At 72.1% G+C, this 22,586-nt stretch carries 24 protein-coding genes; 16 read left to right on the top strand and 8 right to left on the bottom strand.

The window, feature by feature from the left end:
* The first annotated feature begins 334 nt into the window (after positions 1 to 334).
* From J7F03_RS32690 to J7F03_RS32720, 7 genes are all read left to right on the top strand, one after another.
* Entirely contained in the window at positions 335 to 556 is a 222-nt protein-coding gene (locus J7F03_RS32690; protein ID WP_018518904.1) for a helix-turn-helix domain-containing protein, read from the top strand.
* 170 nt (positions 557 to 726) lie between these two features.
* A complete protein-coding gene (locus J7F03_RS32695; protein WP_214955951.1) occupies positions 727 to 1,506 on the top strand; it encodes an enoyl-CoA hydratase/isomerase family protein in 780 nt (259 codons plus the stop codon).
* 199 nt (positions 1,507 to 1,705) lie between these two features.
* Positions 1,706 to 2,140: an Asp23/Gls24 family envelope stress response protein gene (locus J7F03_RS32700; protein ID WP_214955953.1), complete on the top strand. Its 435-nt coding sequence runs from the start codon at positions 1,706 to 1,708 to the stop codon at positions 2,138 to 2,140.
* Between the two features lie 10 nt (positions 2,141 to 2,150).
* A complete protein-coding gene (locus J7F03_RS32705; protein WP_214955955.1) occupies positions 2,151 to 2,378 on the top strand; it encodes a hypothetical protein in 228 nt (75 codons plus the stop codon).
* Positions 2,375 to 2,737, top strand: a complete 363-nt coding sequence (locus tag J7F03_RS32710; RefSeq protein ID WP_214955957.1) for a hypothetical protein — start codon at positions 2,375 to 2,377, stop codon at positions 2,735 to 2,737. Before J7F03_RS32705 ends, J7F03_RS32710 begins: the two co-directional genes overlap by 4 nt.
* Positions 2,734 to 3,264 carry a DUF6286 domain-containing protein gene (locus J7F03_RS32715; RefSeq protein WP_214955959.1) on the top strand — a complete coding sequence of 177 codons (531 nt, stop codon included), beginning with the start codon at positions 2,734 to 2,736 and terminating at the stop codon, positions 3,262 to 3,264. The genes J7F03_RS32710 and J7F03_RS32715 overlap by 4 nt, the downstream gene beginning before the upstream one ends.
* Positions 3,265 to 3,275: 11 nt before the next feature.
* Positions 3,276 to 3,806 (top strand): alkaline shock response membrane anchor protein AmaP, encoded by a 531-nt coding sequence (locus J7F03_RS32720; RefSeq protein WP_308380052.1) that lies wholly within the window; start codon positions 3,276 to 3,278, stop codon positions 3,804 to 3,806.
* Between the two features lie 35 nt (positions 3,807 to 3,841).
* Here J7F03_RS32720 and J7F03_RS32725 read toward each other — a convergent pair whose 3' ends face one another.
* The 6 genes from J7F03_RS32725 to J7F03_RS32750 all read right to left on the bottom strand — a co-directional run bounded on the left by J7F03_RS32725 (position 3,842) and on the right by J7F03_RS32750 (position 8,233).
* Positions 3,842 to 4,597: an SDR family oxidoreductase gene (locus J7F03_RS32725; RefSeq protein WP_214955962.1), complete on the bottom strand. Its 756-nt coding sequence runs from the start codon at positions 4,595 to 4,597 to the stop codon at positions 3,842 to 3,844.
* A 10-nt stretch (positions 4,598 to 4,607) separates the two neighbouring features.
* Positions 4,608 to 5,405 carry an SURF1 family protein gene (locus J7F03_RS32730; RefSeq protein ID WP_214955964.1) on the bottom strand — a complete coding sequence of 266 codons (798 nt, stop codon included), beginning with the start codon at positions 5,403 to 5,405 and terminating at the stop codon, positions 4,608 to 4,610.
* A gap of 129 nt (positions 5,406 to 5,534) precedes the next feature.
* Positions 5,535 to 5,768 (bottom strand): hypothetical protein, encoded by a 234-nt coding sequence (locus J7F03_RS32735; RefSeq protein ID WP_214955966.1) that lies wholly within the window; start codon positions 5,766 to 5,768, stop codon positions 5,535 to 5,537.
* Between the two features lie 64 nt (positions 5,769 to 5,832).
* Positions 5,833 to 6,813 (bottom strand): DEDDh family exonuclease, encoded by a 981-nt coding sequence (locus tag J7F03_RS32740; protein WP_214955968.1) that lies wholly within the window; start codon positions 6,811 to 6,813, stop codon positions 5,833 to 5,835.
* A 43-nt stretch (positions 6,814 to 6,856) separates the two neighbouring features.
* Positions 6,857 to 7,156, bottom strand: a complete 300-nt coding sequence (locus J7F03_RS32745) for a hypothetical protein (protein WP_214955970.1) — start codon at positions 7,154 to 7,156, stop codon at positions 6,857 to 6,859.
* 453 nt (positions 7,157 to 7,609) lie between these two features.
* Positions 7,610 to 8,233, bottom strand: a complete 624-nt coding sequence (locus J7F03_RS32750) for a TetR/AcrR family transcriptional regulator (RefSeq protein WP_214955972.1) — start codon at positions 8,231 to 8,233, stop codon at positions 7,610 to 7,612.
* Between the two features lie 140 nt (positions 8,234 to 8,373).
* Here J7F03_RS32750 and J7F03_RS32755 point away from each other — a divergent pair, with 140 nt between their 5' ends.
* The 4 genes from J7F03_RS32755 to J7F03_RS32770 are packed head-to-tail and all read left to right on the top strand — an operon-like array spanning position 8,374 to position 12,583.
* Positions 8,374 to 9,171 carry an acetoacetate decarboxylase family protein gene (locus J7F03_RS32755; protein WP_214955973.1) on the top strand — a complete coding sequence of 266 codons (798 nt, stop codon included), beginning with the start codon at positions 8,374 to 8,376 and terminating at the stop codon, positions 9,169 to 9,171.
* 1 nt (position 9,172) lies between these two features.
* Positions 9,173 to 10,057 carry an SDR family NAD(P)-dependent oxidoreductase gene (locus tag J7F03_RS32760; protein WP_214955974.1) on the top strand — a complete coding sequence of 295 codons (885 nt, stop codon included), beginning with the start codon at positions 9,173 to 9,175 and terminating at the stop codon, positions 10,055 to 10,057.
* A 10-nt stretch (positions 10,058 to 10,067) separates the two neighbouring features.
* Positions 10,068 to 11,363, top strand: coding sequence for an amidohydrolase family protein (locus tag J7F03_RS32765; RefSeq protein ID WP_214955975.1), 1,296 nt, complete (start codon positions 10,068 to 10,070; stop codon positions 11,361 to 11,363).
* Positions 11,360 to 12,583: an amidohydrolase family protein gene (locus J7F03_RS32770; protein ID WP_214955976.1), complete on the top strand. Its 1,224-nt coding sequence runs from the start codon at positions 11,360 to 11,362 to the stop codon at positions 12,581 to 12,583. Before J7F03_RS32765 ends, J7F03_RS32770 begins: the two co-directional genes overlap by 4 nt.
* A 23-nt stretch (positions 12,584 to 12,606) precedes the next feature.
* On the opposite strand, the gene J7F03_RS32775 is transcribed toward J7F03_RS32770, so the two are convergent.
* Positions 12,607 to 15,816, bottom strand: a complete 3,210-nt coding sequence (locus J7F03_RS32775; protein WP_214955977.1) for an NACHT domain-containing NTPase — start codon at positions 15,814 to 15,816, stop codon at positions 12,607 to 12,609.
* A gap of 121 nt (positions 15,817 to 15,937) precedes the next feature.
* Here J7F03_RS32775 and J7F03_RS32780 point away from each other — a divergent pair, with 121 nt between their 5' ends.
* From J7F03_RS32780 to J7F03_RS32790, 3 genes are read left to right on the top strand one after another with little or no spacing between them, the layout of a single operon-like run.
* Positions 15,938 to 16,828 (top strand): sterol desaturase family protein, encoded by an 891-nt coding sequence (locus tag J7F03_RS32780; RefSeq protein WP_214955979.1) that lies wholly within the window; start codon positions 15,938 to 15,940, stop codon positions 16,826 to 16,828.
* The gene (locus tag J7F03_RS32785) at positions 16,825 to 17,568 is read left to right on the top strand and encodes a lysoplasmalogenase (protein WP_214955980.1); all 744 of its coding nucleotides are present in this window, start codon (positions 16,825 to 16,827) and stop codon (positions 17,566 to 17,568) included. The genes J7F03_RS32780 and J7F03_RS32785 overlap by 4 nt, the downstream gene beginning before the upstream one ends.
* A gap of 18 nt (positions 17,569 to 17,586) precedes the next feature.
* Positions 17,587 to 18,630 carry a zinc-dependent alcohol dehydrogenase family protein gene (locus J7F03_RS32790; protein WP_214955982.1) on the top strand — a complete coding sequence of 348 codons (1,044 nt, stop codon included), beginning with the start codon at positions 17,587 to 17,589 and terminating at the stop codon, positions 18,628 to 18,630.
* Positions 18,631 to 18,688: 58 nt separating this feature from the next.
* On the opposite strand, the gene J7F03_RS32795 is transcribed toward J7F03_RS32790, so the two are convergent.
* Positions 18,689 to 20,236, bottom strand: a complete 1,548-nt coding sequence (locus J7F03_RS32795) for a S8 family serine peptidase (protein ID WP_214955984.1) — start codon at positions 20,234 to 20,236, stop codon at positions 18,689 to 18,691.
* Between the two features lie 256 nt (positions 20,237 to 20,492).
* On the opposite strand from J7F03_RS32795, the gene J7F03_RS32800 reads away from it, so the two are divergent.
* Both J7F03_RS32800 and J7F03_RS32805 read left to right on the top strand, forming a co-directional pair.
* Entirely contained in the window at positions 20,493 to 20,858 is a 366-nt protein-coding gene (locus J7F03_RS32800) for a DUF485 domain-containing protein (protein WP_214955987.1), read from the top strand.
* Positions 20,855 to 22,510 carry a cation acetate symporter gene (locus tag J7F03_RS32805; protein ID WP_251072843.1) on the top strand — a complete coding sequence of 552 codons (1,656 nt, stop codon included), beginning with the start codon at positions 20,855 to 20,857 and terminating at the stop codon, positions 22,508 to 22,510. The genes J7F03_RS32800 and J7F03_RS32805 overlap by 4 nt, the downstream gene beginning before the upstream one ends.
* Positions 22,511 to 22,586: the final 76 nt, after the last annotated feature.

A 22,586-nucleotide genomic window follows, 5' to 3' on the forward strand; every position in this document is an offset into this window, starting at 1 on the left:
TCCAGTTCCTTATGGATCATTCGGCTCAGGCGTGATCCATCATCTGAGTGAGACGGTCTCGTACCGTGCCGCGCTCGACAACGGCCCCGGCCGCATCCCTACGGATGCGCGACCGGGGTCGCCGGTTTTCCCGATTCGGCCCCTGACCTGGTGATTCACCCCCGGGTTGCGGGAATGTGACGGAGGTCATGCAGCGGAAGAGGAGATTCCGTTCTGCTCGGGTGTCCACTCCGCGAGAAATGCCGTCGTACCGACCTTGCTGAATGGGTGGCCAGGAAGGCGGGGAGGGGTGATCATGAGAAGTCCAGAGCGCACTTCCCATGAGGAGGCACGGGTGGCCGAAACTCTGAAGAAGGGCAGCCGGGTAACCGGCGCCGCGCGCGACAAGCTCGCGGCAGACCTGAAGAAGAAGTACGACTCCGGTGCGAGTATCCGGGCGCTGGCCGAAGAGACCGGCCGGTCCTACGGATTCGTCCATCGGATGCTCAGCGAGTCCGGAGTCACGTTGCGTGGTCGCGGAGGCGCGACGCGCGGCAAGAAGGCGGCTACGGCCTGACCATAGGTTCCGTTTGGTTCCGAAGGTTTTTCCGTACTCAGCTTCATCGGTTCCAGCTCAACCGTCTTCGGTGACCCCCGGTCGGCTACACGGCCGGCTGGGTGGTTACTGTGCAGTCACTTAGGCCGAGATCGCGGCCGACCGACCGCACAACCCACCGGAGGCATCAGATGGCTCTGCTCGACAAGGACGGCGTACGGCTCACCGTCGACGAGACGGTCGCCACGGTGACATTGACCAATCCGGCCAAGCGAAACGCTCAATCCCCCGCGCTCTGGCGGGCGTTGACGGAGGCTGGACGGTCGTTGCCGGGCACCGTCCGGGTCGTCGTGCTGCGCGGCGAAGGCAAGTCCTTCTCCGCAGGGCTCGACCGGCAGGCATTCGCCCCCGAAGGCTTCGAGGGCGAGCCGTCCTTCCTTGATCTGGCGCGCGGTTCGGAGGAACTGCTCGACTCCACCATCGCCGAGTACCAGGAAGCGTTCACCTGGTGGCGGCGCAACGACATCATCTCCGTGGCCGCCGTTCAGGGGCACGCGATCGGTGCCGGTTTCCAGCTTGCCCTCGCGTGCGATCTGCGCGTCGTCGCGGACGACGTGCAGTTCGCCATGCGCGAGACCGGGCTGGGCCTGGTCCCCGACCTCGGCGGCACCCAGCCGCTGACCTCACTGGTCGGCTACGCCCGCGCGCTCGAAATCTGCGCGACGGGCCGCTTCGTGCACGCGGAGGAGGCCGAACGGGTCGGCCTCGCGAACCTGGTCGTCCCGGCCGGCGAACTCGACGCGGCGGTCCAGGACCTCACCACGGCGCTACTGGCTCCGCCGCGGGACGCCGTGGTCGAGACGAAGGCGCTGCTGCGGGGTGCGGGGTCGCGTACGTACGACGACCAGCGCACGGCGGAACGCGCGGCCCAGGCCCGCCGCCTCCGCGACCTGGCGGGCGTCTCGGACTGACCGAGGCCCCGGAGGGCCGGCCGCGGTCGTCCGCGGCGCCGCGGACGAGCCTGCCCGGGTCCGCGTAGCGGGAGCGGGCCCCGTGGGGCGTGCGTGCGGCGGGTGGGGGAATGGAAGGGGCCGATCGGGGTAGTCCCGCGCGGTGAGGTGACGGGCGACTTACTGTGGTCGGGAGCCCAACCGCGCGAAGGGACCCGATATGACCGAATCCGCCACAGGCGGCAGCGCCGCCAAGCCCGCCGCCGACCGGGGCCGCACGAGCATCGCCGACGGGGTGGTCGAGAAGATCGCCGGCCTGGCCGCCCGCGAGGTGGTCGGCGTCCACGCCATGGGCAGCGGCAGCGGCCTGTCCCGTACCTTCGGCGCCGTCCGCGACCGCGTCCCCGGCGGGGCCAAGTCCTCCGTCAGCCGGGGCGTGAAGGCCGAGGTCGGCGAGGTGCAGACCGCCCTCGATCTGGAGATCGTCGTCGAATACGGCGTGTCGATCCGCGACGTGGCCCGGGCCGTTCGTGAGAACGTCGTCTCCGCGGTGGAGCGGATGACCGGCCTGGAGGTCGTCGAGGTCAACATCGCGGTCAGCGACGTCAAGCTGCCCGACGAGGACGACGAGGAGCCGGAGTCCCGACTGCAGTAGAGGAGCCCGCATGAGCATGGCGGTCGTCGGCCTGGTGGCCGGCATGGCACTGGGGTTCGCCGGCTACTTCGGCGGCTTCGGGGCCTTCCTGCTGGTGGCGGCGCTCGGCGCCATCGGCTTCGTCGTCGGGCGGTTCCTCGACGGGGACCTGGAACCCGGCGACTTCTTCCGTCCCCGAGACCGGAACCGTGACCGCGACCGCGATCGCGACCACCGCGGCCGGGACCGGGACCGATGAACACGCCCAGGCCCGCCCCGCCCCGGGTGGCCGCCGCCGAGCGGGGTGCCACCCGTATCGTCGACCGGGTCGTGGCGAAGATCGCCGCCCAGGCAGCGCGCGAGGCGCTCGCCGGACAGGGCGCCGCCCCGCCGCACGCCACGGTCACCGTGCACCACGACATCGCCCGCGTCCGGGTGGTCCTGGAGCTGGCCTACCCCGCAGACCTCGCCGCCCAGTGCGCGGCCGTACGCCGCCAGGTCGCCCAGCGCGTCGAGGAGTACGCGGCGATGACCGTGCCCGAGGTCGACATCGACATCGAGCGGCTGCGCCCCGAGCGGGCCCGGCCCGCCGCCGGGCGGGACCGGCGGCTGCGGTGACCGCCCGGTTCCGCTCGCCCCGCCGGATCCCGGCCGCGGTGGCGGCGTTCGCCCTTCTGGCCGTTGCCGGGCTGTTCCTGTACGACCTGGCGGCGGTACGGGCCCACCGGCCCGGCATGGGCTGGCGACGCGAACTCGGCCGCGAACTGGAACGGCACACCCCGGCGGACCTCGGCGTCCTGATCGGCGGCGGCGTCCTCGCCGCGGCCGGGGCGGTGCTGCTGCTGTACGCCCTCACACCGGGCCTGCGCGGGATCCTGCCTATGCGCGCCGAACACCCCGAGGTCCGGGCCGGACTGGAACGCAAGGCCGCCGCGCAGGTGCTGCGCGACCGGGCGATGGAGGTGTCCGGGGTGCGGTCGGTGCGGGTCACGGTGGGCCGGACCCACATCGGGGTCCGGGCCGTGTCCCACTTCCGCGAACTGGACGAGGTACGGGCCGACCTGGACGCGGTGCTGGCCGTCGGGACCGAGGAGCTGGGCCTGGCGCACGAGCTGCGGCCGAGGGTACGGGTGAACCGGCGGTGAACCTGGCCGTGGTGAACAGGATCCTGCTCGCGCTGCTCGGAGCGGCGCTGCTGGCGGCGGGGGCGCTGCTGCTGACCTCGTCCTGGCCGCTCGCGGGCCGACACGAGCCGCTGCTGACGGCACAGGAGCGCCGGGGCCTGCCGTGGTGGGCGGTGCTCGCCGTACTCGGCGTGTGCGTACTGCTGGCGCTGTGGTGGCTGCTGGCCCAACTGCGGCGCGCACGGCTGGCGGCGGTGCTGGTGGACACCGGCGACGGGGCCTTCGCGGTGCTGCGGGGCCGCGCCCTGGAGGAGGCCGTCGCGGCCGACGTACTGGACACCCTGGAGGGCGTGGCCCACTGCCGGGTCGCGCTGTGCGGGCGGCGCGGGGCCCCGGCCCTGCGGCTCGCGCTGGAACTGGAGCCGCACGCGGTGCCGGCCGACGCGCTGGCGGCGCTGGCGGGTCCGGTCCTGGGCCGCGCCCGCGCCTCGGCGGGGCTCTCCGCCCTGCCGACGGAGGCCCGCTTCCACGTCACCCCTCACCGGGCGCGGCGGGTGACGTAGACGGGCGACCCGGAAAGGGAGTACGGGCCGCCCGGTCAGAAGCCGTGGCGGAAGCCGCCGTCCACCGGGAGCATGATCCCGGTCAGGTACGAGGCCGCGGGGGAGAGCAGGAACGCAGCCGTGCGGCCGAACTCCTCCGGGGTGCCGTAACGCCCCAGCGGGATCCGGGACTCGTGGCCGGTGCGGGCGGCGGCCGCGTCCCCGGACAGGGAGTCGAGCTCGCGGACCCGGTCGGTGTCGATGCGGGCGGGGAGCAGGCCGACCACGCGGATGCCGCGCGGCCCCAGTTCCACCGAGAGGGACTTCGCGAAGCCGGCGAGGCCCGGGCGCAGGCCGTTGGAGATGGTGAGACCGGGGATCGGCTCGTGCACGGAGCCCGAGAGGACGAAGCCGACGACCCCGCCGTCGGAGAGCTCGGCGGCGGCCGCCCGCGCGAGGCGCACCGCGCCCAGGAAGACCGACTCGAACGCCGCCGTCCACTGCTCGTCGGTGCTGCCCGCCGCCGAGCCGGGAGCCGGGCCGCCCACGCTGATGAGGATGCCGTCGAAGCGGCCGAAGTGCTCGCGTGCCGCCTCGATGAGGCGGGAGGGTGCCTCGGGGTCGGAGTTGTCCGCGGCCACGCCGACCGCGTTCGGGCCCAGCGTCGCCGCCGCGGCCTCGGCGCGCGCCGCGTCCCGGCCGGTCAGCACCACCTTCGCGCCGTCGGTGGCCAGTTCGCGGGCGGAGGCGTAACCCAGGCCCCTGGTGGCGCCGGTGACGACGTAGACACGGTCCTTCAGTCCAAGATCCATGCCCGACACGCTACGCCGTCGGTGCGGGCTCCCGCTCCGAGGCGGCGGCCGCGGCGGCCGAGGCCGCCTCGCGGTCGCGCTTCTCGCGCCGCACGAGGACGATCCAGCCCACCGGCACCGCGAAGGTGAAGAGCCACCACTGCACGGCGTACGCCATGTGCGGCCCGATCGAGTCGTGGTCGGGTTCGGCGACCGGCTCCGGCTCGCCGTCGGCCGGGACGGGGGCGGTGAGTTCCAGGTACCCGCCGAGGACCGGCCTGCCCACGTACTCCGCCTGCTGCGCGCTGTTGATCAGCATCACCTGGCGGTCCGGCAGGCCCTTGCGGTCCTTGATGCCGCTGCCGCCGCTGGTCTCGTCGGCCTTCAGCCGCCCGGTCACCGTCACCTCGCCCGTGGGCGCGGCCGGCACGGGCGGGTAGGCGCGCGGGTCGTCGCCGCCCGCCACCCAGCCGCGGTTGACGAGCACCACCCGGCCGTCGGCCTGCACCAGCGGGGTCACGACGTGGACGCCGACCCTGTCGTCGTTCGAGGTGCGCATCCGTACGACGACCTCGTGCGCGGAGTCGTAGGTGCCGATGGCGGTCACGGCGCGCCAGTAGTCGGCGCGCGGGACGACGTGCCCGGGAGAGGTGACCTCGGTCATCGGGACCGCCTTCGCGCCCAGGTTGGCCGCGATCAGCTCGTTCTGCGCGACCCGGTGCTCGTGGCGGTGGAACTGCCAGAACCCCAGCTTGATCATCGCGGGGATGAGGACGAGGCCGATGAGGGTGAGGCACACCCACTGCCGGGTCAGTACAAAGCGGTACACGCCCACGACGGTACCCCCAGCGGCGAGGACCCCGGCGGCCGGGTGGCCGTCCGGGGCCGTGGAGGAGGCGGGGCGCGGTCCGGGGCGCGGTCCCGGAGCGGGTTCCCGCAGGGGTCCCCGGGAGTGCGGTCAGACGCGGTCGGTGATGCCCACCTTCCCTTCCGCGCGGGCGCAGTGCGCGCCACAGAACCACTGCCCCTCCACCTCGATGCCCTGGCCGATGATCTGGACCCGGCAGTGCTCACAGATGGGCGCCATGCGGTGAATGGCGCAGGAGAAGCAGTCGAAGACGTGCACGGCGCCTTGCGCGTGCACCTCGAAGGACATGCCGTAATCATTTCCGCAGACTTCACAACGTGCCATGCGCCACAGGGTGGGACCGGACCGGCCGGCCGGGAAAGCGGGCGCCGGGCGAGTCGCCCGAGGCTCACCCGTCTGCCGCAGCCACGTCCCGCAGAAGCTGGGTGAAGGCCGCCTCGTCGACGACCGGGGTTCCGAAGGTCTTCGCCTTGACCGTCTTGGAGGTCGCCGAGTCGGGGTCGTTCGTCACGAGCAGGCTCGTGAGCCGCGACAAGCTCGTCGCGATGTGCAGGCCCGCCTCGACCGCGCGGTCCTCCAGCAGCTCCCGGTCCACCGAGGTGTCGCCGGAGAACGCGATCCGCATGCCCTGCTTGAGCGGCTTGCCGTCCGCGTACCGCCCCGGGTTCGGGTACGGGCACAGCGGCCGCTTGCGCGAAGGCCGCCAGCTCGAACCGGCACCGTAGGAGGCCTGGTACCCGACGCGCGGGACGGCGGGGGAGTCCGACCACTCCGTCAGTGGCCGGCATTCCAGCAGGGGCAGCCGTACGTTGTCCCGCGCGGCGTGGTGCAGGGACGGACGGAACGCCTCCGCGAGGACGCGGGCGTCGTCGAGCGCGTGGTGCGCGCGCTGCTGGACCACGCCGAAGTGCGCGGCGAGCGACTCCAGCTTGTGGTTGGGCAGCGGGAGGTTCAGCTCCTTGGACAGGGCGATGGTGCACAGCCGCTGACGGACCGGCGCGGTCGCGGCGGCCCGGGCGTACTCGCGGGCGATCATCTGCCAGTCGAAGATCGCGTTGTGCGCGACCAGCACCCGGTCGGCGAGCCGGGCGGCGAACTCCTCGGCGATGTCCTTGAAGAGCGGCGCGTCCTGGAGCATGTCGCTGGTCAGACCGTGGATCCACACGGGTCCGGGGTCCCGGAGCGGGTTGACCAGTGTGTACCAGTGGTCCTCGACGTTGCCCTGAGCGTCGAGCCGGTAGACGGCGGCGGAGATTATCCGGTCGTCGCGAGCGAGCCCGGTGGTCTCCACGTCGACGACCGCGTACCCCTGTGGGTACGCGGTCGGCCACATCGTCTCTGCGGTCGTACGGTCGGCGAGCATGGTCACAGAGGATATCGGCCCGCGCCGACACCCGGTGCCCGATGTCCTCTCAGCCCAGCTCGGCCACGAGGTCCCCGGCGCTCGGCCGGACGAAGGCCCCGGGCGCTTCGCCTGCTCCGGGGAAGAGCCGGTAGGCCGTCCCCGAACCGCCCTCGGGGGCCACGCTCGCGCAGGTCAGCGCCAGGAACGCGCGCTTCCCGGCGGCCAGTTCGGCGGTATGCGCGTCCGCGTCCTCGCGGGGCCGGCGCTCCTCGGGCGGCTCCAGGGCCGCGATCCGGGAGGCGAAGGAGGCCGGTTCCTCGCCGGCGGAGGCCCGGTACAGCCACAGCTCGTCGAGCTGACCGGGCACGGCGTCCGCCGCAGGACGGCCACCTCCCGGGTGCGGACCGCCGCCCGCCACACCGCGAGGTCCCACAGGGTCGTACGGGAGCCGGAGGCGAAGTGCGTCCACACGTCCGCGGCGACGACTCCGAGCCGGTCGCCGTGTGTGGATCGTAGGAGGAGTCGCGCGGGCCGTCCGCCGGCAGGGTCATGAACCCGGCGAAGGCGTCGCTCAGCTCCTCGAACGGCACGTTGTCGCAGCTGAACACCAGCGGGACCGCGTACGCGTCCCCGTGTCCGGAGTCCAGGACGGCCGGCTCGTACGGATCCCCCTCGGCCAGGGCGAACCGGCGCAGCACCTCCGCCTCCAGCAGGGACACGGCCGCCCGGGCGAGCGGCACGGGCAGCGGCGGCCAGGGCGCCGTACAGCTCCCGGCTCATGGCATGGCCGCGTTCCAGCGGCCGTGCGGCGGCAAGCCGGTTACCTGCCTGGTGACAGCAGGGCCTGCACCAGCGAGCGGACGGACAGCAGGAACAGCCGCTCAGGGTCCACCGGCCGGGCCAGCGCGCGGGCGAGCGGCGGGTCGTGCGGGGCGCCGGAGGGGTCCCAGAGCTCGCTCTCGGCGGGGGACTGGGCGGGGGAGCGTTCGCGATTGCGCTCGACCAGGACGAAGCCGATGATCTGGAACTGGATCGCGCGCACCGCGTCGGCGGCCCGGGCCCCGCGCAGGCCGGCGGCGTGCACCTCGTGGACCAGGGCCTGCTGGGCGGGCAGGAACATCCGGTCGGTGAGGCCGCGCTCGTGGACCATCGCGATCAGGTGCGGGCGCTCGCGCAGTTCGCGGCGCAGGATCCGGGCGACCGAGAGGATCCGGTCGCCGGGGTTGCGGCCGACGGGCAGGATCGCGCCCATGTCCTGCACGGTCCGCTCCACGAGGGCGTCCAGCAGGGACTCGCGGTTGCCGACGTGCCAGTAGATGGAGGTCACCGCCGTGCCCAGCTCGGCGGCGAGCTTGCGCATGGTGAGGGCGGCCGGGCCGTGCTGTTTGACGAGCGAGGCGGCCGCGTCCAGGACCTCGTCGCGCGTCAGCGTGGTTCTGGCCATGTCAGCCGTCCCAACTTTCTGTCGATCCGTCAGTTCAGTTACGTGCAGGGGTCTTTACCCTTCATCGGTGGCGGTGTAACTGTGTTACAGAACCGCCCCAGCTACCGCTGGGAGGGGCCCCCGGAAGGGTGATGCGAGAGATGACACGCGTACGGTACGGAGCGCGGACCGAAGCTGAGATCGCGGCGTCGCGCGAGAAGAGTTCCAAGCTCCCCGACATCTGGTCAACCGGTGTGGTGGCCGTCTGGGAGAGCGACCCGGACGTGGTGGCGGCGGTCCTCCCGCCGCCGCTGAAGCCCGCCGACCGGCCCCTGGTACGGGCCAACATCAGCAAGGTCGACCTGCCCGGCTATCCGCTCGGCGCCGGCTCCGTGGCCGTCGCGGCCCAGCACGGCGGGGTCGAGGGCTGGTATCCGCTGGTCATGCCGATGACCCACGAGCGCGCCCTGATCGGCGGCCGCGAGGTCTTCGGCGAGCCGAAGAAGCTCGGCGAGGTCACCGTCGAGCGCGAGGGCCTGGTCGTACGGGCCTCCCTCGCCCGGCACGGGATCGCCTTCGTGGAGGTGCGCGGGGCGGTGGACCGCGAGCTGCCGCTCCCCGAGCCCACCACGAAGACCGACTTCTACTTCAAGTTCCTTCCGGCGGTGGACGGTTCGGGCTTCGACGCCGACCCGGTGCTCGTGCACTGCACCCGCAACGAGAAGGTCCGCAAGCTGGAGCACATCACCGGCGACGTCGTGCTCCGGGAGTCGATGTTCGACCCCATCGCCGACCTCCCCGTCCGCCGCCTCGTCGAACTCACCATCGGCGAGAAGACCACCGACCAGAAGGGCAAGGTCGTCGAGCGGGTCAGCGCCCAGGCCCTGCTCCCCTACATCCACCAGCGCTACGACGACCCCATGCAGATCCTGGACGGCCCCCCGGAAGGCAGCGTCTGACATGCGACTCGAACCAGGACAGGTGGCCGTCGTCACCGGAGCGGCCGGCGGCATCGGCCTCGCCATGGCCCGCCGCTTCGCCGCCGAGGGGCTGAAGGTCGTCCTCGCCGACGTGGAGGAGGGCGCCCTGCGCAAGGCCGCCGGCGAACTCGCGGCGGACGGCGCCGAAGTGCTCGCCGAGACCGTCGACGTCAGCGACCGCGACTCGGTGCTCTCGCTGGCCGACGCCGCGTACGAGGCCTTCGGCGCCGTGCACGTGCTCTGCAACAACGCGGGAGTCGGCTCCGGCGCCGAGGGCCGCATGTGGGAGCACGAGCCCAACGACTGGAAGTGGGCCTTCTCCGTCAACGTCTGGGGCGTCTTCCACGGCATCCAGGCCTTCGTCCCCCGCATGATCGCGGCCGGCGACCCCGGCCACATCGTCAACACCTCCTCCGGCGACGGCGGCATCGCCCCGCTGCCCACCGCCTCCGTGTACGCGGTCACCAAGGCGGCCGTCGTCACCATGACCGAGTCGCTCTACGCCCACCTGAAGGCGGAGGGCGCCGCCATCGGCGCCTCCGTCCTCTTCCCCGGACCGCACATGCTGCGCACCGGGCTGTGGGAGTCGCACCGCAACCGGCCCGACCGGTACGCGAAGGAGCGCCCGCGCAAGTCCCCGTACCGCAGCCTCGACCAGTACGAGGCCGCGATGAAGCAGGCCGGCCACGAGGTGAACTTCACCCCCGTCGAGGACGTCGCCGACCACGTCGTGGACGGCATCCGCGCCGACCGCTTCTGGATGCTCCCCGACAGCGAGCACAGCGACCGGCAGATCCGCGCCCGGTCGCAGTCGATGCTCGACCGCGCCAACCCCGCCTACCTGGAAAGCTTCATCCTTGACTGAGGGTGCCCACATGAACGCTGAGAGCGCGTACGAAGACCCGTATCTGATCATCTCCTCCGACTGCCACGCGGGGCTGCCGACCGAGCAGTACCGCCCCTACCTGGACAGCGCGTTCCACGCGCAGTTCGACGAATTCCTCGGTGAGCGCGACGCCCGCCGCGCCGAGGCCACCCGCCTCGGCGTCCGCAACGAGGCCTTCGCCGAGAAGTGGTTCCACGACCACGAGGAAGGCCTCAAGGGCGGCTGGGACGTCGCCCAGCGGCTGAAGGAGCTCGACGGCGACGGCGTGGCCGCCGAGGTCGTCTTCCCCGACGCCGACGCCGTGGACAGCCAGACCGCCGCCCCTTTCGGGGTGGGCCTCGGACTCTCCGGCGACCAGGACCCCGAACTCGGCATGGCCGGCGCCCAGGCGCACAACCGGTGGCTGGCCGAGTTCGTCTCCGAGAACCCCGAACGGCACTGCGGGGTCGCGCTGCTGCCCATCACCGGCGATCCGGACAAGGTCGTCGCCGAGATCCACCGCGCCAAGGCATCCGGGCTCGGCGCCCTGATGATCCCCGCGATGTGGGTGGACAAGGCGCCCTACCACGACCGCCGTTACGACCCGGTGTGGGCGGCCGCGGCCGAGACCCGGATGCCGATCGTCACCCACTCCGGATCCTCGCCGCGCCACGAGTACGGGGACCATCTGGGCATCTTCGTCTCCGAGGTCACCTGGTGGCCGGCCCGCCCGCTGTGGTTCCTGCTGTGGTCCGGGGTCTTCGAGCGCCACCCGGGGCTGAAGTTCGGCGTCGCCGAGTCGGGCTGCTGGTGGCTGCCGAACCAGCTGTGGTTCATGGACCGGCTCTACCTCGGCGCGCACGGCGGCAAGAAGCTCTCGCCGTTCGAGGAGCTGAAGCGGCCACCGAGCGAGTACCTGGACCGGCAGGTGTTCATCTGCGCCACCAACACCAAGCGGCGCGAGCTCGCCCAGCGCTACGAGATCGGCGTGGACAACATCCTGTGGGGCTCGGACTTCCCGCACCCCGAGGGGACCTGGCCGAACACCCGGAACTGGCTGAAGAAGACCTTCCACGACATCCCGGTCGAGGAGACCCGCCGGATGCTCGGCCTGGCCGCGGCGGACGTCTTCGGCTTCGACACCGAGAAGCTGGCGCCGATCGCCCGCCGCATCGGCCCCACCCCGGCGGAGCTCGGGCAGAGCGCGGACCAGGCGGCCGTCGAAGCCTCCTGGGCGCGCTCGCGCGAGGTGGGCCGGCACTGGCTGACCGACAACGACTTCCCGGTCCTGGGGGTGGACTCATGACCACCGAGGACCGGTACACGGTCATCTCGGCCGACTGCCACGCGGGCGCCGACCTGCTGGACTACAAGCCGTACCTGGAGAAGCGCCACCACGCCGACTTCGACGCCTGGGCCGCCACCTACGTGAACCCGTACGAGGACCTCCTCGCGGACACGGCGGACCGCAACTGGAACTCGCAGCGCCGGGTGACGGAGCTGGAAGCCGACGGGATCGTCGCGGAAGTCCTCTTCCCGAACACCATCCCGCCGTTCTTCCCCAAGGCCTCCCTGATGGCGCAGCCCCCGACGGCGGCCGAGTACGAGATGCGCTGGGCCGGGCTCCAGGCCCACAACCGGTGGCTGGCGGACTTCTGCGCGGACGCGCCGGGCCGCCGCGCGGGCGTGGTCCAGATCCTGCTGAACGACGTGGACGCGGCGGTCAAGGAGATCCGCCGCACCCGGAAGGCGGGTCTGACCGGCGGCATCCTGCTGCCCGGCGTCCCGCCCGGCTCCACCGTTCCGGAGCTCTACTCGGCCGTCTACGACCCGATCTGGGCGGTCTGCGACGAGCTGGACGTCCCGGTCAACCACCACGGCGGCTCGGCCTCGCCGCCGCTGGGCGACGAACCGGCGGCGCGGGCCGTCTTCATGGTGGAGACCACCTGGTTCTCGCACCGGGCCCTGTGGCACCTCATCTTCGGCGGGGCCTTCCGCCGCAACCCCGGGCTGAAACTGGTCCTGACGGAGCAGGGCTCCGGCTGGATCCCCGGCGTGGTCGAGATGCTGGACTACTACCACGGCCGCCTGGTCGCGGCGTCGGCCACCGCCGAGGCCAAGTTCGGGGCGGGCCTGGCGGAGTCGATGGGCAAGGGCCCCAGCGAGGTCTGGCGGGACAACTGCTTCGTGGGAGCGAGCTTCATGCGCCCCCACGAGGTCCCGCTGCGGGACCGGATCGGCCTCGACAAGATCATGTGGGGCAGCGACTACCCCCACGACGAGGGCACCACCCCCTTCTCCCGCGAGGGCCTGCGCATCGCCTACGCGGGCCTGCCGCGCGAGGAGGTCGCCGCCATGGTCGGCGGCAACGCGGCCCGTGTGTACGGCTTCGACCTCGCCCTCCTCGACGCGGTGGCCGCCAAGCACGGCCCCCTCGTCTCGGAGATCGCGCAGCCCCTGACGGAGGTCCCGGCGGCCGCCACCAGCCCGGCCTTCGCCCGAGGGGGCTCGGTCCGGGTCTGGTAGACGCTGTGGCCCGCCGGAGCGGCTCAGTCCTTGCGGACGAGCCGTTCCGGCGGGATCAGCTCCGTCCCGCTCACGTGGGTGCCCCGGCGCACCTCGATGACGAGCTCGTCCAGGGGTGCGAGCGGCGAGAGGTCCACGGTCCCCAGGCACTCGCTCAGCACCAACCGGCGCAGCTCCCGGAACTCGCGGAGCGCCTCCAGCGTCCCCTCGAGGGCGCACCGGATCAGCACGAGCCGGCCCAGGCGCTCGTACGGCAGGAGCGCCGCGGCCGACACCGGCGCGGCATGCCGGATCTGCAGGCCTGCCAGGGCCGTGAGCGGCAGCTCGCGCACCAGCTGCCGGTACTGGGCGCTCCCGGCGACCGTCAGCGTCCGAACCCCCGGCCACCGCTCGATCCCGTCGAGCGTCATCCGGCGGGCCCCCTGCCACAGGTGCAGCGCGGTCAGCGACTGGGCCGCCGGGACGTCCCCGATCCGCCGCTGCTCCGGCTCGAAGCCGATGACCAGGGAGCGCAGCCCCGCCGCTCCCGCCAGCGGGGCGAGCGAGAGCTCGTCCCGCAGGTAGCCGAAGGCGAGGCTGTCGGTCTCCAGCTCGGTCACCACCTCGATCCCGGTGACCTTCGGGCAGTCCAGCACGCCCAGATGCCGCAGCAGCGGCTGTCCGGCCAGCGGGGACAGATCTTCCAGCCGTGGATTGCGGTGCATGGTCAGCGACTCCAGGTCCCGCCGCAGCGCGATCTCCGGTGGGACCGGCCCGTCCCAGGTGACGTGCAGCCGGCGGACGTGCGGAAGCCGGTCCAGGGCCCGCAACTGGCCGGCCGTTCGCACGTGCAGGTGGGCCGTGCTCATGGGGGCGTCCGCGAGCACCGTGTCCGCGTACACGTCCACGGGAAACCGCCCCCAGGCATCGGACAGTTCGCGGGCGGCCTCGTAGCGGTCGTCCCTCCGGAAGCCCGCGATCACCTGGAGCGCCCGGTCGCCGCCGACCAGTGCGGCCGTACGGATCGTCGCGGCCGCCTCGCCCTCGATGAGCCCGGCCGGCTCCGGCAGCAGCTCCAGCACCAGTTCACCCGCCTTGGCCAGTTCCTCGGCCTGGCCCGGGGAGCGCGGGGGCAGCAGGAGCGCCGTTCGGGCCGTCACCTCGCGCCGGACCTCCGGCTCCAGCTCCGGCGCGTGCTCCAGGCAGGCCGCCGCGAGCAGCACGAGCCGACTGCGGTCGAGCTCGGAGCGATCGGCTCGCGCCAGCAACTGCCGGAGCAGATAGGCGCGTTCGTCGGGCCGTGCGTGCCCCACGGCCATCCGGACCACGTTGTCCCAGGTGTACTCGTGCGCGTTGCGCACCAGTACGCCGAAATCCCGTGCCTCCACTGCCGCCTTGGCGCCGAGATAGTCCTGGAAGGTCTGGTGGACGAACAGGACCGAGCCCGGTACCGGCTCGCGGAGCAGCCCGCTGCGGATCAGCAGGTGCCTGAACACCGTTTCCGCGCCGGCCTGAGCCTTGACCTGGGGCATGGAGTCGAGCGATTCGGCGATCATCCCGATCGCCTCCTCGGCGGACGCCTCCACCTGTCCGTTGCGGATCAGCCAGTAGGCGAGCCGCTGGAGCAGCAGGGTCTGCTCGTCGCGGCTGAGGTAGACGCCCTCGATCCCGGAGATGTCCCGTTCGCTGTCGCGGCGTATCAGCAGCATGTCCAGGGCAGTGTCGTAGAGCTCCTTGCGGGCCCGGGGCAGATGCATCCGGCGGTCCCGGTTCAGTGCGCACAGCAGGGCACACATCAGCGGGTTCGTCGCGAGCCTGCCCAGATCCCGGCGCGATCCCACGGCCTCCAGGAGCGCCTTCTCGTACCGGTCGAGCAGTTCCCGCTCCGGCCCCGCGCCCTCGCCGTCCGCCTCGGCCCGGGCGGAGGCGTGCCAGTGCGTGATGAAGGCGCCGACGTCGTCGCGGTCCATCGGCAACAGGGCGAGGGAGGAGAAGCCGTGGGCGGTCAGCCAGTCCTCCGGTACGGCCGAGTGGCGGGTGGTGACCACGAAGCGGGCGGCCGGGTACTCGGTGAGCAGGGCCCGCAGCCAGGATTCGGTCCTGTCGCGCAGCCGCGGAGATACCTCGTCCACTCCGTCGACCAGCACCAGCGCCCGCCCGGCGGAGAGGAGCCCGGTGACCCAGTCCTCCGGAGGCGACAGCGGGACTCCGGTCGCGTTGAGCCAGTCCTGCGGCCGGGGCAGTCCGACGGGGGAGTTGAAGGAGCGCAGCGGCAGGACGAAGGGCACCAGGCCGTTCCAGTCCCGCAGCTGGGGTCCGAAGCTGCTCCGGGCGGCGTTCAGGGCCAGCCACTTGACGAGGGTGCTCTTGCCCGAGCCGGCCGGGCCGCGCAGCAGTACCCGCTCCGTCGCGTTCAGGGCCACTTCGGCCTTCACCGACGTCTGCAGGCCGGGTTCTTCGAGGAGCTCCCCGCCGCTGACCGCGAGGCTGATGTAGGCGAGGTCCAGTGACCAGTCCTGGCGGGCCTGGCTGAGGGTCAGGCCGTACAGCTGGACCCGCCCCTGGGTTTTGGCCACGTGGTGCGCGTACCGCTCCTCGAAGGCCGCGGCCCCGCCGGTCCCGGCGCCTCCGCCCGGCGGATCCTGAGGCCCGCCTCCGCCCGGCGGATCCTGAGGCCCGCCTCCGCCCGGCGGATCCTGAGGCCCGCCTCCGCCCGGCGGATCCTGAGACCCGCCCCCGCCCGGCGGATCCTGAGACCCGCCTCCGCCCGGCGGATCCTGAGACCCGCCCCCTGCCTCGCCCGTCGTGTCCCGCGCCGGCCCGGCCGGCGACCCGGGCGGCCCCGCCACGGCGTGCGCGCGGCACAGCGCGAGCAGTTCCCGGTAGGCGCCCTCTGCCGCCGGGCTCAGGGCCGCGCCCGGCGGGGGCGCCGGGTCGGCCGCCGCGCCCGCCCGGGCGGGGTCCGCCGCGAAGAGGGCCCGGGCCTCCTTCGCTCCCAGCGCGGCGAACGCCTCGCCGACCGCGGCCACCGCCGCCCGCCGGTCGGACTCCGGGAGCCCGGCGCCCGCCCCGGCCAGCAGGGCCGCCTGCTCGCGCGCGAGCTGCCGTACGCCCGGGTCGCCCGGCTTCGGCGGCCTGAGCCGGCGAGCCCCCGGCCGGGACCTCGCCAGTGCCAGCGCCACCGCGTCCGCCGCCCGTAAGACGATCGTCTCGAAACCCGCCTCGAAACCCGCCTCGAAGTCCGCCATCCCCATGCCCTCCCCTTGGCCTGGACACCCTCGTCCGAAGCATCTCGTGAACCGTCGGTAACACCGATGGATACCGATCGGTAACAACCCCTAGCCGAGCCCCGGAACCCGCCTCTATGGTGCGGACATGCCGAACCTGCCCGATGTCGTGCTGTGGTCCATACCCGCCTTCGTACTGCTCACCGTCATCGAGATCGTGAGCTACCGCATCCATCCCGACGAGGACGCCGCCGGGTACGAGACCAAGGACGCCGTCACCAGCCTCGGCATGGGGATCGGCAGCCTCGTCTTCGACTTCCTCTGGAAGATCCCGATCGTCGCGATCTACACCGCGGTCTACGAGCTCACCCCGCTCCGCGTCCCCGTCCTGTGGTGGACCGTCCTGCTGATGCTGCTCGCCCAGGACTTCCTCTACTACTGGCAGCACCGCGGCCACCACGTCATCCGCATCCTGTGGGCCTGCCACGTGGTCCACCACAGCAGCCGCAAGTTCAACCTCACCACCGCCCTGCGCCAGCCCTGGACCAGCGCCACCTCCTGGCCCTTCTACCTGCCGATGATCGCGCTGGGCGTGCACCCGGCCGCCATCGCGTTCTGCTACTCCGTCAACCTCGTCTACCAGTTCTGGATCCACACCGAGCGCATCGACAAGCTGCCCCGCCCCGTGGAGTTCGTCTTCAACTCGCCCTCCCACCACCGCGTCCACCACGCCTCCCAGGGCGGCTACCTGGACCGCAACTTCGGCGGGATCCTGATCGTCTGGGACCGGATGTTCGGGTCCTGGGTGGGGGAGACCGACAAGCCGGTCTTCGGCCTCACCAAGAACATCGGCACCTACAACCCGCTGCGCGTCGCCACCCACGAGTACGCCTCCATCGCCCGGGACGTGCGAAAGGCCGCCACCTGGCGCGAGCGTGCCGGACGCGTCTTCCGCGGCCCCGGCTGGCAGCCCGCGCCGGCCGCCGAGGGCGCCCCGGTCACGCAGGCCGGGGCACCCGCCCCGGAGCACGCCGCGTGAGCGCCGCCGGATCCACCGGGCACGCGGAGCGCGCCGAGCGCCCGCAGTCCCGTACGCCGTCCTGGGCGCGCCCCACCGCACCCGCCGGGGCCGGCGGCGCCGGCCGGCTGCTGCTCGCCGCCTTCGCCCTCGCCGCCGCCCTCGACCTCGGCTCGCTGCTCGCCGACTGGCACACGGGGCACGTCCTCGCCAAGCCGCTGCTCATGCCCCTGCTCGTCGGCTACGTGATCACCCGCCGGGCCCCCCGGCTGCTCGTGGCCGCCCTGCTGTTCGGCTGGGGCGGGGACCTGGCCCTGCTCTTCGACGCCGATCCCGCCTTCCTGATCGGCATGGGCTCCTTCGCCGCCGGGCACGTCTGCTACCTCGTGCTCTTCGGCCGCCGTCGCACGGGTCCGGCGCTCGGGGCCGCGTACGCCGCCGCGCTGCTGTCCACCGTCACGCTGCTCTGGAGCGACCTGCCCGAGGAGCTGCGGATCCCCGTCGCCGGCTACAGCCTGCTGCTCACCGCCATGGCGTACCGCTCCAGTGCCCTCGGGTGGAGGGCCGGGCTCGGCGGGGCGCTGTTCCTGCTCTCCGACACGCTCATCGCCACCGGAGTCGCCGAATGGCCGCAGCTGCCCCGCCCGGACTTCTGGATCATGGCCACCTACCTGGCGGCCCAGTACCTGCTGGCCACGGGAGCACTGGCTCCGGCGCAGGCGTACGGTAAGGAGGCCATACAAGGCTCAACCATTCCCTAGCCGGAGGACTGCACCACCATGCGCGCCACCGTCATCCACGCCCCGCACGACATCCGCGTGGAGGAGGTGCCCGACGCTGCGATCCAGCGCCCCGAGGACGCCGTCGTCCGCGTCCTGCGTGCCTGCATCTGCGGCAGCGACCTCTGGGCCTACCGCGGCGAGGCGGCCCGCCAGCCCGGCCAGCGGATCGGCCACGAGTTCCTCGGCGTCGTCGAGGAGACCGGCTCCGCCGTGTCCGGCCTGCGCGCCGGCGACCTCGTCGTCGCCCCCTTCATGTGGTCCGACGGCACCTGCGACTACTGCGCCGAAGGCCTGTACACCTCCTGCCCGCACGGCGGCTTCTGGGGCTCCGTCGGCCACGACGGCGGCCAGGGCGAGGCCGTCCGCGTCCCGCACGCCGACGGCACCCTGGTGAAGCTGCCCGCCGACGCCGCCTCCGACGACCACCTGCTGACCGCGCTGCTCGCGCTGTCCGACGTCATGGGCACCGGCCACCACGCCGCGCTGGGCGCGGGCGTGCGCAAGGGCTCCACGGTCGCCGTCGTCGGCGACGGCGCGGTCGGCCTGTGCGGCGTCCTCGCCGCCAAGCGCCTCGGCGCCGAGCGGATCATCGCACTGGGCCGCCACACCGCCCGTACGGACATCGCGAAGCTCTTCGGAGCCACCGACGTCGTCGCCGAGCGCGGCGAGGCGGCCGAGGCGGCCGTCCGCGAGCTCACCGGCGGCCAGGGCGCGCACGGCGTCATCGAGGCGGTCGGCACGGAGCAGTCCATGCGCACCGCCGTGAACATCGTCCGCGACGGCGGGGCCGTCGGCTACGTCGGCGTCCCGCACGGCAGCGGCACCGGCCTCGACCTGGGCGTCATGTTCGACCGCAACATCACCCTGCGCGGCGGCGTCGCGCCGGTCCGCGCGTACATCCCGGAGCTGCTGGCGGACGTGCTCAGCGGTGCGATCGACCCGGCGCCCGTCTTCGACCGGGCCATCTCCCTCGACGAGGTCCCGGACGGCTACCGCGCGATGGACGACCGCAGCGCGCTCAAGGTGATGATCACGCCCTGATCCCCAGCGCGAAAGGGCCGGGCGGGGTGATCCCCGCCCGGCCCCTTCGTTCCCTCTGCTACTCGACGGCCTTCAGCGCGTCGACCACGCCGTAGCCGTAGTAGCCGGTCTGGCCCCACTTGCTGTTGCAGGTGGTGGCGTCGACCAGCGCGCCCGTGGCGTCGTAGACCTTCTCGGGGCAGGCCGCCTTCGTGGCCTGGCCCTTGAGCATCGCCTGGAGCTGCGACGGGCTCGCCCACGGGTGGCGGCTCTTGAGGAGCGCCGCGACGCCGGCCACGTGCGGGCCGGCCATCGAGGTGCCCTGCTTGTAGCCGTAGCCGCCGCCCGGGAGGGTGGACAGCACGCGGCCGTTGGCGTCCGGGGTGGCGGGGACCTGCCACTTGTCGCCGCCGGGGGCCGCGACGTCGACGACACCCAGCCCGTAGCTGGAGTAGTACGACTTGAAGCCCTGGTCGCCGGTCGCGCTCACCGTGACCACGCCCGGCAGCTGGGTGGGCAGGTCCAGGCAGACCTTGGGGTCGATGGTGCGCGGCACCGGGGTGGTGTCGTTCGGGCTGGTGTCGTCCACGATCGCGCTGGACGCGAGGTCGTGGTTCGAGTTGCCGGCCGAGGCCACGCTGAGCACGCCCTTGCGCTCGGCGTACTTCGTCGCCCGGGCGAGGGCCTCCACCAGCGCCTTCTGGTCGTCGTCCGACTTGCAGTTGTAGAGCCATGGGTCGACGTAGTAGCTGTTGTTGGTCACCTCGATCCCCTTCTCGGCGGCGAACATGAAGCCGCAGACGACCGCTTCGGTGTAGAAGAGGCTGGTCGCGGGCTCGCTCACCTTGATCGCGGCGACCTGGACGCCGGGCGCCACACCGCTGATGCCGAGGCCGTTGCGCGCGGCCGCGATGGTGCCCGCCACGTGGGTGCCGTGGTCGCTGCCGTCCGCGTACGGACGCCAGGCGCCCTCGGTGGTGTCGGCGACGCCGCCGACGCAGTTCGCGGACTGGCCCTTGGAGAAGTTCGGGGCGAGATCCGGGTGGGTGTCGTCGACACCCGTGTCGATGACGCCCACCGTGACGTTCCGGCTGCCATCGTTGATCTTGTGAGCCTGATCGGCCTTGATCGCCCGCAGGTCCCACTGGTTGGACTCCAGGGGCTCCTGCCCCGGCTCGGCCTGCGCCGCCGCCTTGGCGGCGTCCGCGTCGCTCAGCCGCTGCGTCGTGCCCTCCTCGGTGGTCTGCACCACCGACAGGGGAGCCGTACGGGTGGCGCCGACCGACACGAACAGGCTTCGCTGCCCACGGAGCTGCTTGGCGAACTCCGGGTTCTGGGAGTGTGCGACCACCACTCCTATCTGCTCATATGCGATCACCACCGTGCCACCGGCTCGCTCGATGGCCTTCCTCGCTTGCTTCACCGTGCCGTACGCGGTCAGGTTCGCGACGTACGACAGCTTGGGGCCGGAGGTGTCGGGCTTGGCGGCGGCCACCGTTTCGGCCCCGCTGCCGAGGGGTGCGGCACTGGCCGTCACCGCCGGCAGGAAGGCGAGCGAGGCGGTGAGTGCCAGTCCGACCGGAAGGGCGAGGGTGCGCCGCCGGTGACCGGTTCCCAGATGAGCCATGGGTTCTCCACATCATCATGAAAAAGCCGCGCGGGCGCGGTCGCGCCCGACGGGTTCATGTCACGTGAACCTAGTGCCGCCGTTCGGCTTTGCGCCATCAGTTCGAGAAATCAGTTCCCAGAGAAACCGCGGGTGTTGAACCGTCCCGACGCACCGGCCGTGCCGTTGACAGGGGGGATCAGCGCCACCGTCCCCCTGCACGGAGGTTGTTTTGTCCGTCGTCCCCACCGCACCCGCGTCACAAGGAGAGTCCCCCGTGACCACCGAAGCAGCGCCGCCCCCGAGCAGCGCGGGAACGCCGCCGGCGAGCCCCGCGGCCGAAGAGTTCGTACGCGTCCAGCAGAGCGCGGAGTTCGCCGGACTGCGCCGCGCGCACCGTTCCTTCGCCTTCCCGCTCACCGTGGCGTTCATCGCCTGGTACCTGCTCTACGTCCTGCTCTCCAACTACGCGGGCGGCTTCATGGGGACGAAGCTCTTCGGCAACATCAACGTCGCCCTCGTCCTCGGCCTCGCCCAGTTCGCGACGACCTTCCTCATCGCCTGGCTGTACTCGCGCCACGCGGCGGCCCAGCTCGACCCGAAGGCCTCGGCCATCAAGGCACGGATGGAGGCCGGAGAATGAGCGCCCCGCTCCTGGTGGCCGCGGGCACGGCGGCCACGGCGGGCACGACCGTCGCCGCCGGCGCCTCCGAGCACCGCCCGCTGATCATCACCCTGTTCGGACTGTTCGTCGTCGCCACCCTGGGCATCACGATCTGGGCCGGCCGCCAGACCAAGGACGCCGCCGACTTCTACGCGGGCGGCCGCCAGTTCACCGGTTTCCAGAACGGCCTGGCCATCTCCGGCGACTACATGTCCGCCGCGTCCTTCCTCGGCATCGCGGGCGCCATCGCGCTCTTCGGCTACGACGGCTTCCTCTACTCCATCGGCTTCCTCGTCGCCTGGCTGGTCGCTCTGCTCCTCGTCGCCGAGCCGCTGCGCAACTCCGGCCGCTACACGATGGGCGACGTGCTCGCGTACCGGATGCGCCAGCGCCCCGTGAGGACCGCCGCCGGCACCTCCACCATCGTCGTGTCGATCTTCTACCTGCTCGCCCAGATGGCCGGCGCCGGCGTGCTCGTCTCGCTGCTCCTGGGCATCACCAGCGACCTCGGCAAGGTCGTGATCGTCTCGCTGGTCGGCGTCCTGATGATCCTCTACGTCACCATCGGCGGGATGAAGGGCACCACCTGGGTCCAGATGATCAAGGCCGTGCTGCTCATCGCGGGCACCCTGCTGATCACCTTCCTGGTGCTGGTCAAGTTCAACTTCAACATCTCCGACCTGCTCGGCAAGGCCGCCGACAACAGCGAGCAGGGCGTGAAGTTCCTGGAGCCGGGTCTGAAGTACGGCAAGGACTCGATCACGAAGCTGGACTTCATCTCGCTGGGCCTCGCCCTGGTCCTGGGCACCGCCGGACTGCCGCACATCCTGATCCGCTTCTACACGGTGCCCACGGCGAAGGCCGCCCGTAAGTCCGTGAACTGGGCCATCGGCATCATCGGCGCCTTCTACCTGATGACGATCGTCCTCGGCTTCGGCGCCGCGGCCCTGCTCAAGCGGGCCGACATCATCGCCTCCAACAAGGCCGGCACCACCGCGGCCCCGCTGCTCGCCCAGGAGATCGGCGGCGGCGCGGGCTCCACCGGCGGCGCGATCCTGCTCGCCGTGATCTCGGCGGTGGCCTTCGCCACCATCCTCGCGGTCGTCGCGGGTCTGACGCTGGCCTCCTCCTCGTCCTTCGCCCACGACATCTACGTGAACGTGATCCGCAAGGGCAAGGCCACCGAGAAGGAAGAGGTACGGGCGGCCCGCTGGTCCACCGTGGTCATCGGCGCCGCCGCCATCGGCCTCGGCGCCCTGGCCCGCGACCTCAACGTGGCGGGCCTCGTCGCCCTCGCCTTCGCGGTCGCCGCCTCCGCCAACCTGCCGACGATCCTCTACAGCCTCTTCTGGAAGCGCTTCACCACCCAGGGAGCGCTGTGGTCCATCTACGGCGGCCTGGTCTCCTCGGTCGTCCTGGTGCTCTTCTCCCCGGTCGTGTCCGGGAAGCCCACCTCGATGTTCAAGGGCGCCGACTTCTACTGGTTCCCCCTGGAGAACCCCGGCATCATCTCCATCCCGCTCGGCTTCCTGCTGGGGTGGCTGGGAACCGTCCTCTCCAAGGAGAAGGCCGACCCGCAGAAGTTCGCGGAGCTCGAGGTCCGGTCACTCACCGGAACCGGCGCCCACTGATACCCAGCGCCCGAGCGAATTGATCCGAGTACCGTCCGTGGCCGTGTCGTATTTCCCTACGACACGGCCACGCCGC

The organism is Streptomyces sp. ISL-43, from assembly GCF_018614195.1.
Taxonomy (GTDB): Bacteria; Actinomycetota; Actinomycetes; order Streptomycetales; family Streptomycetaceae; genus Streptomyces.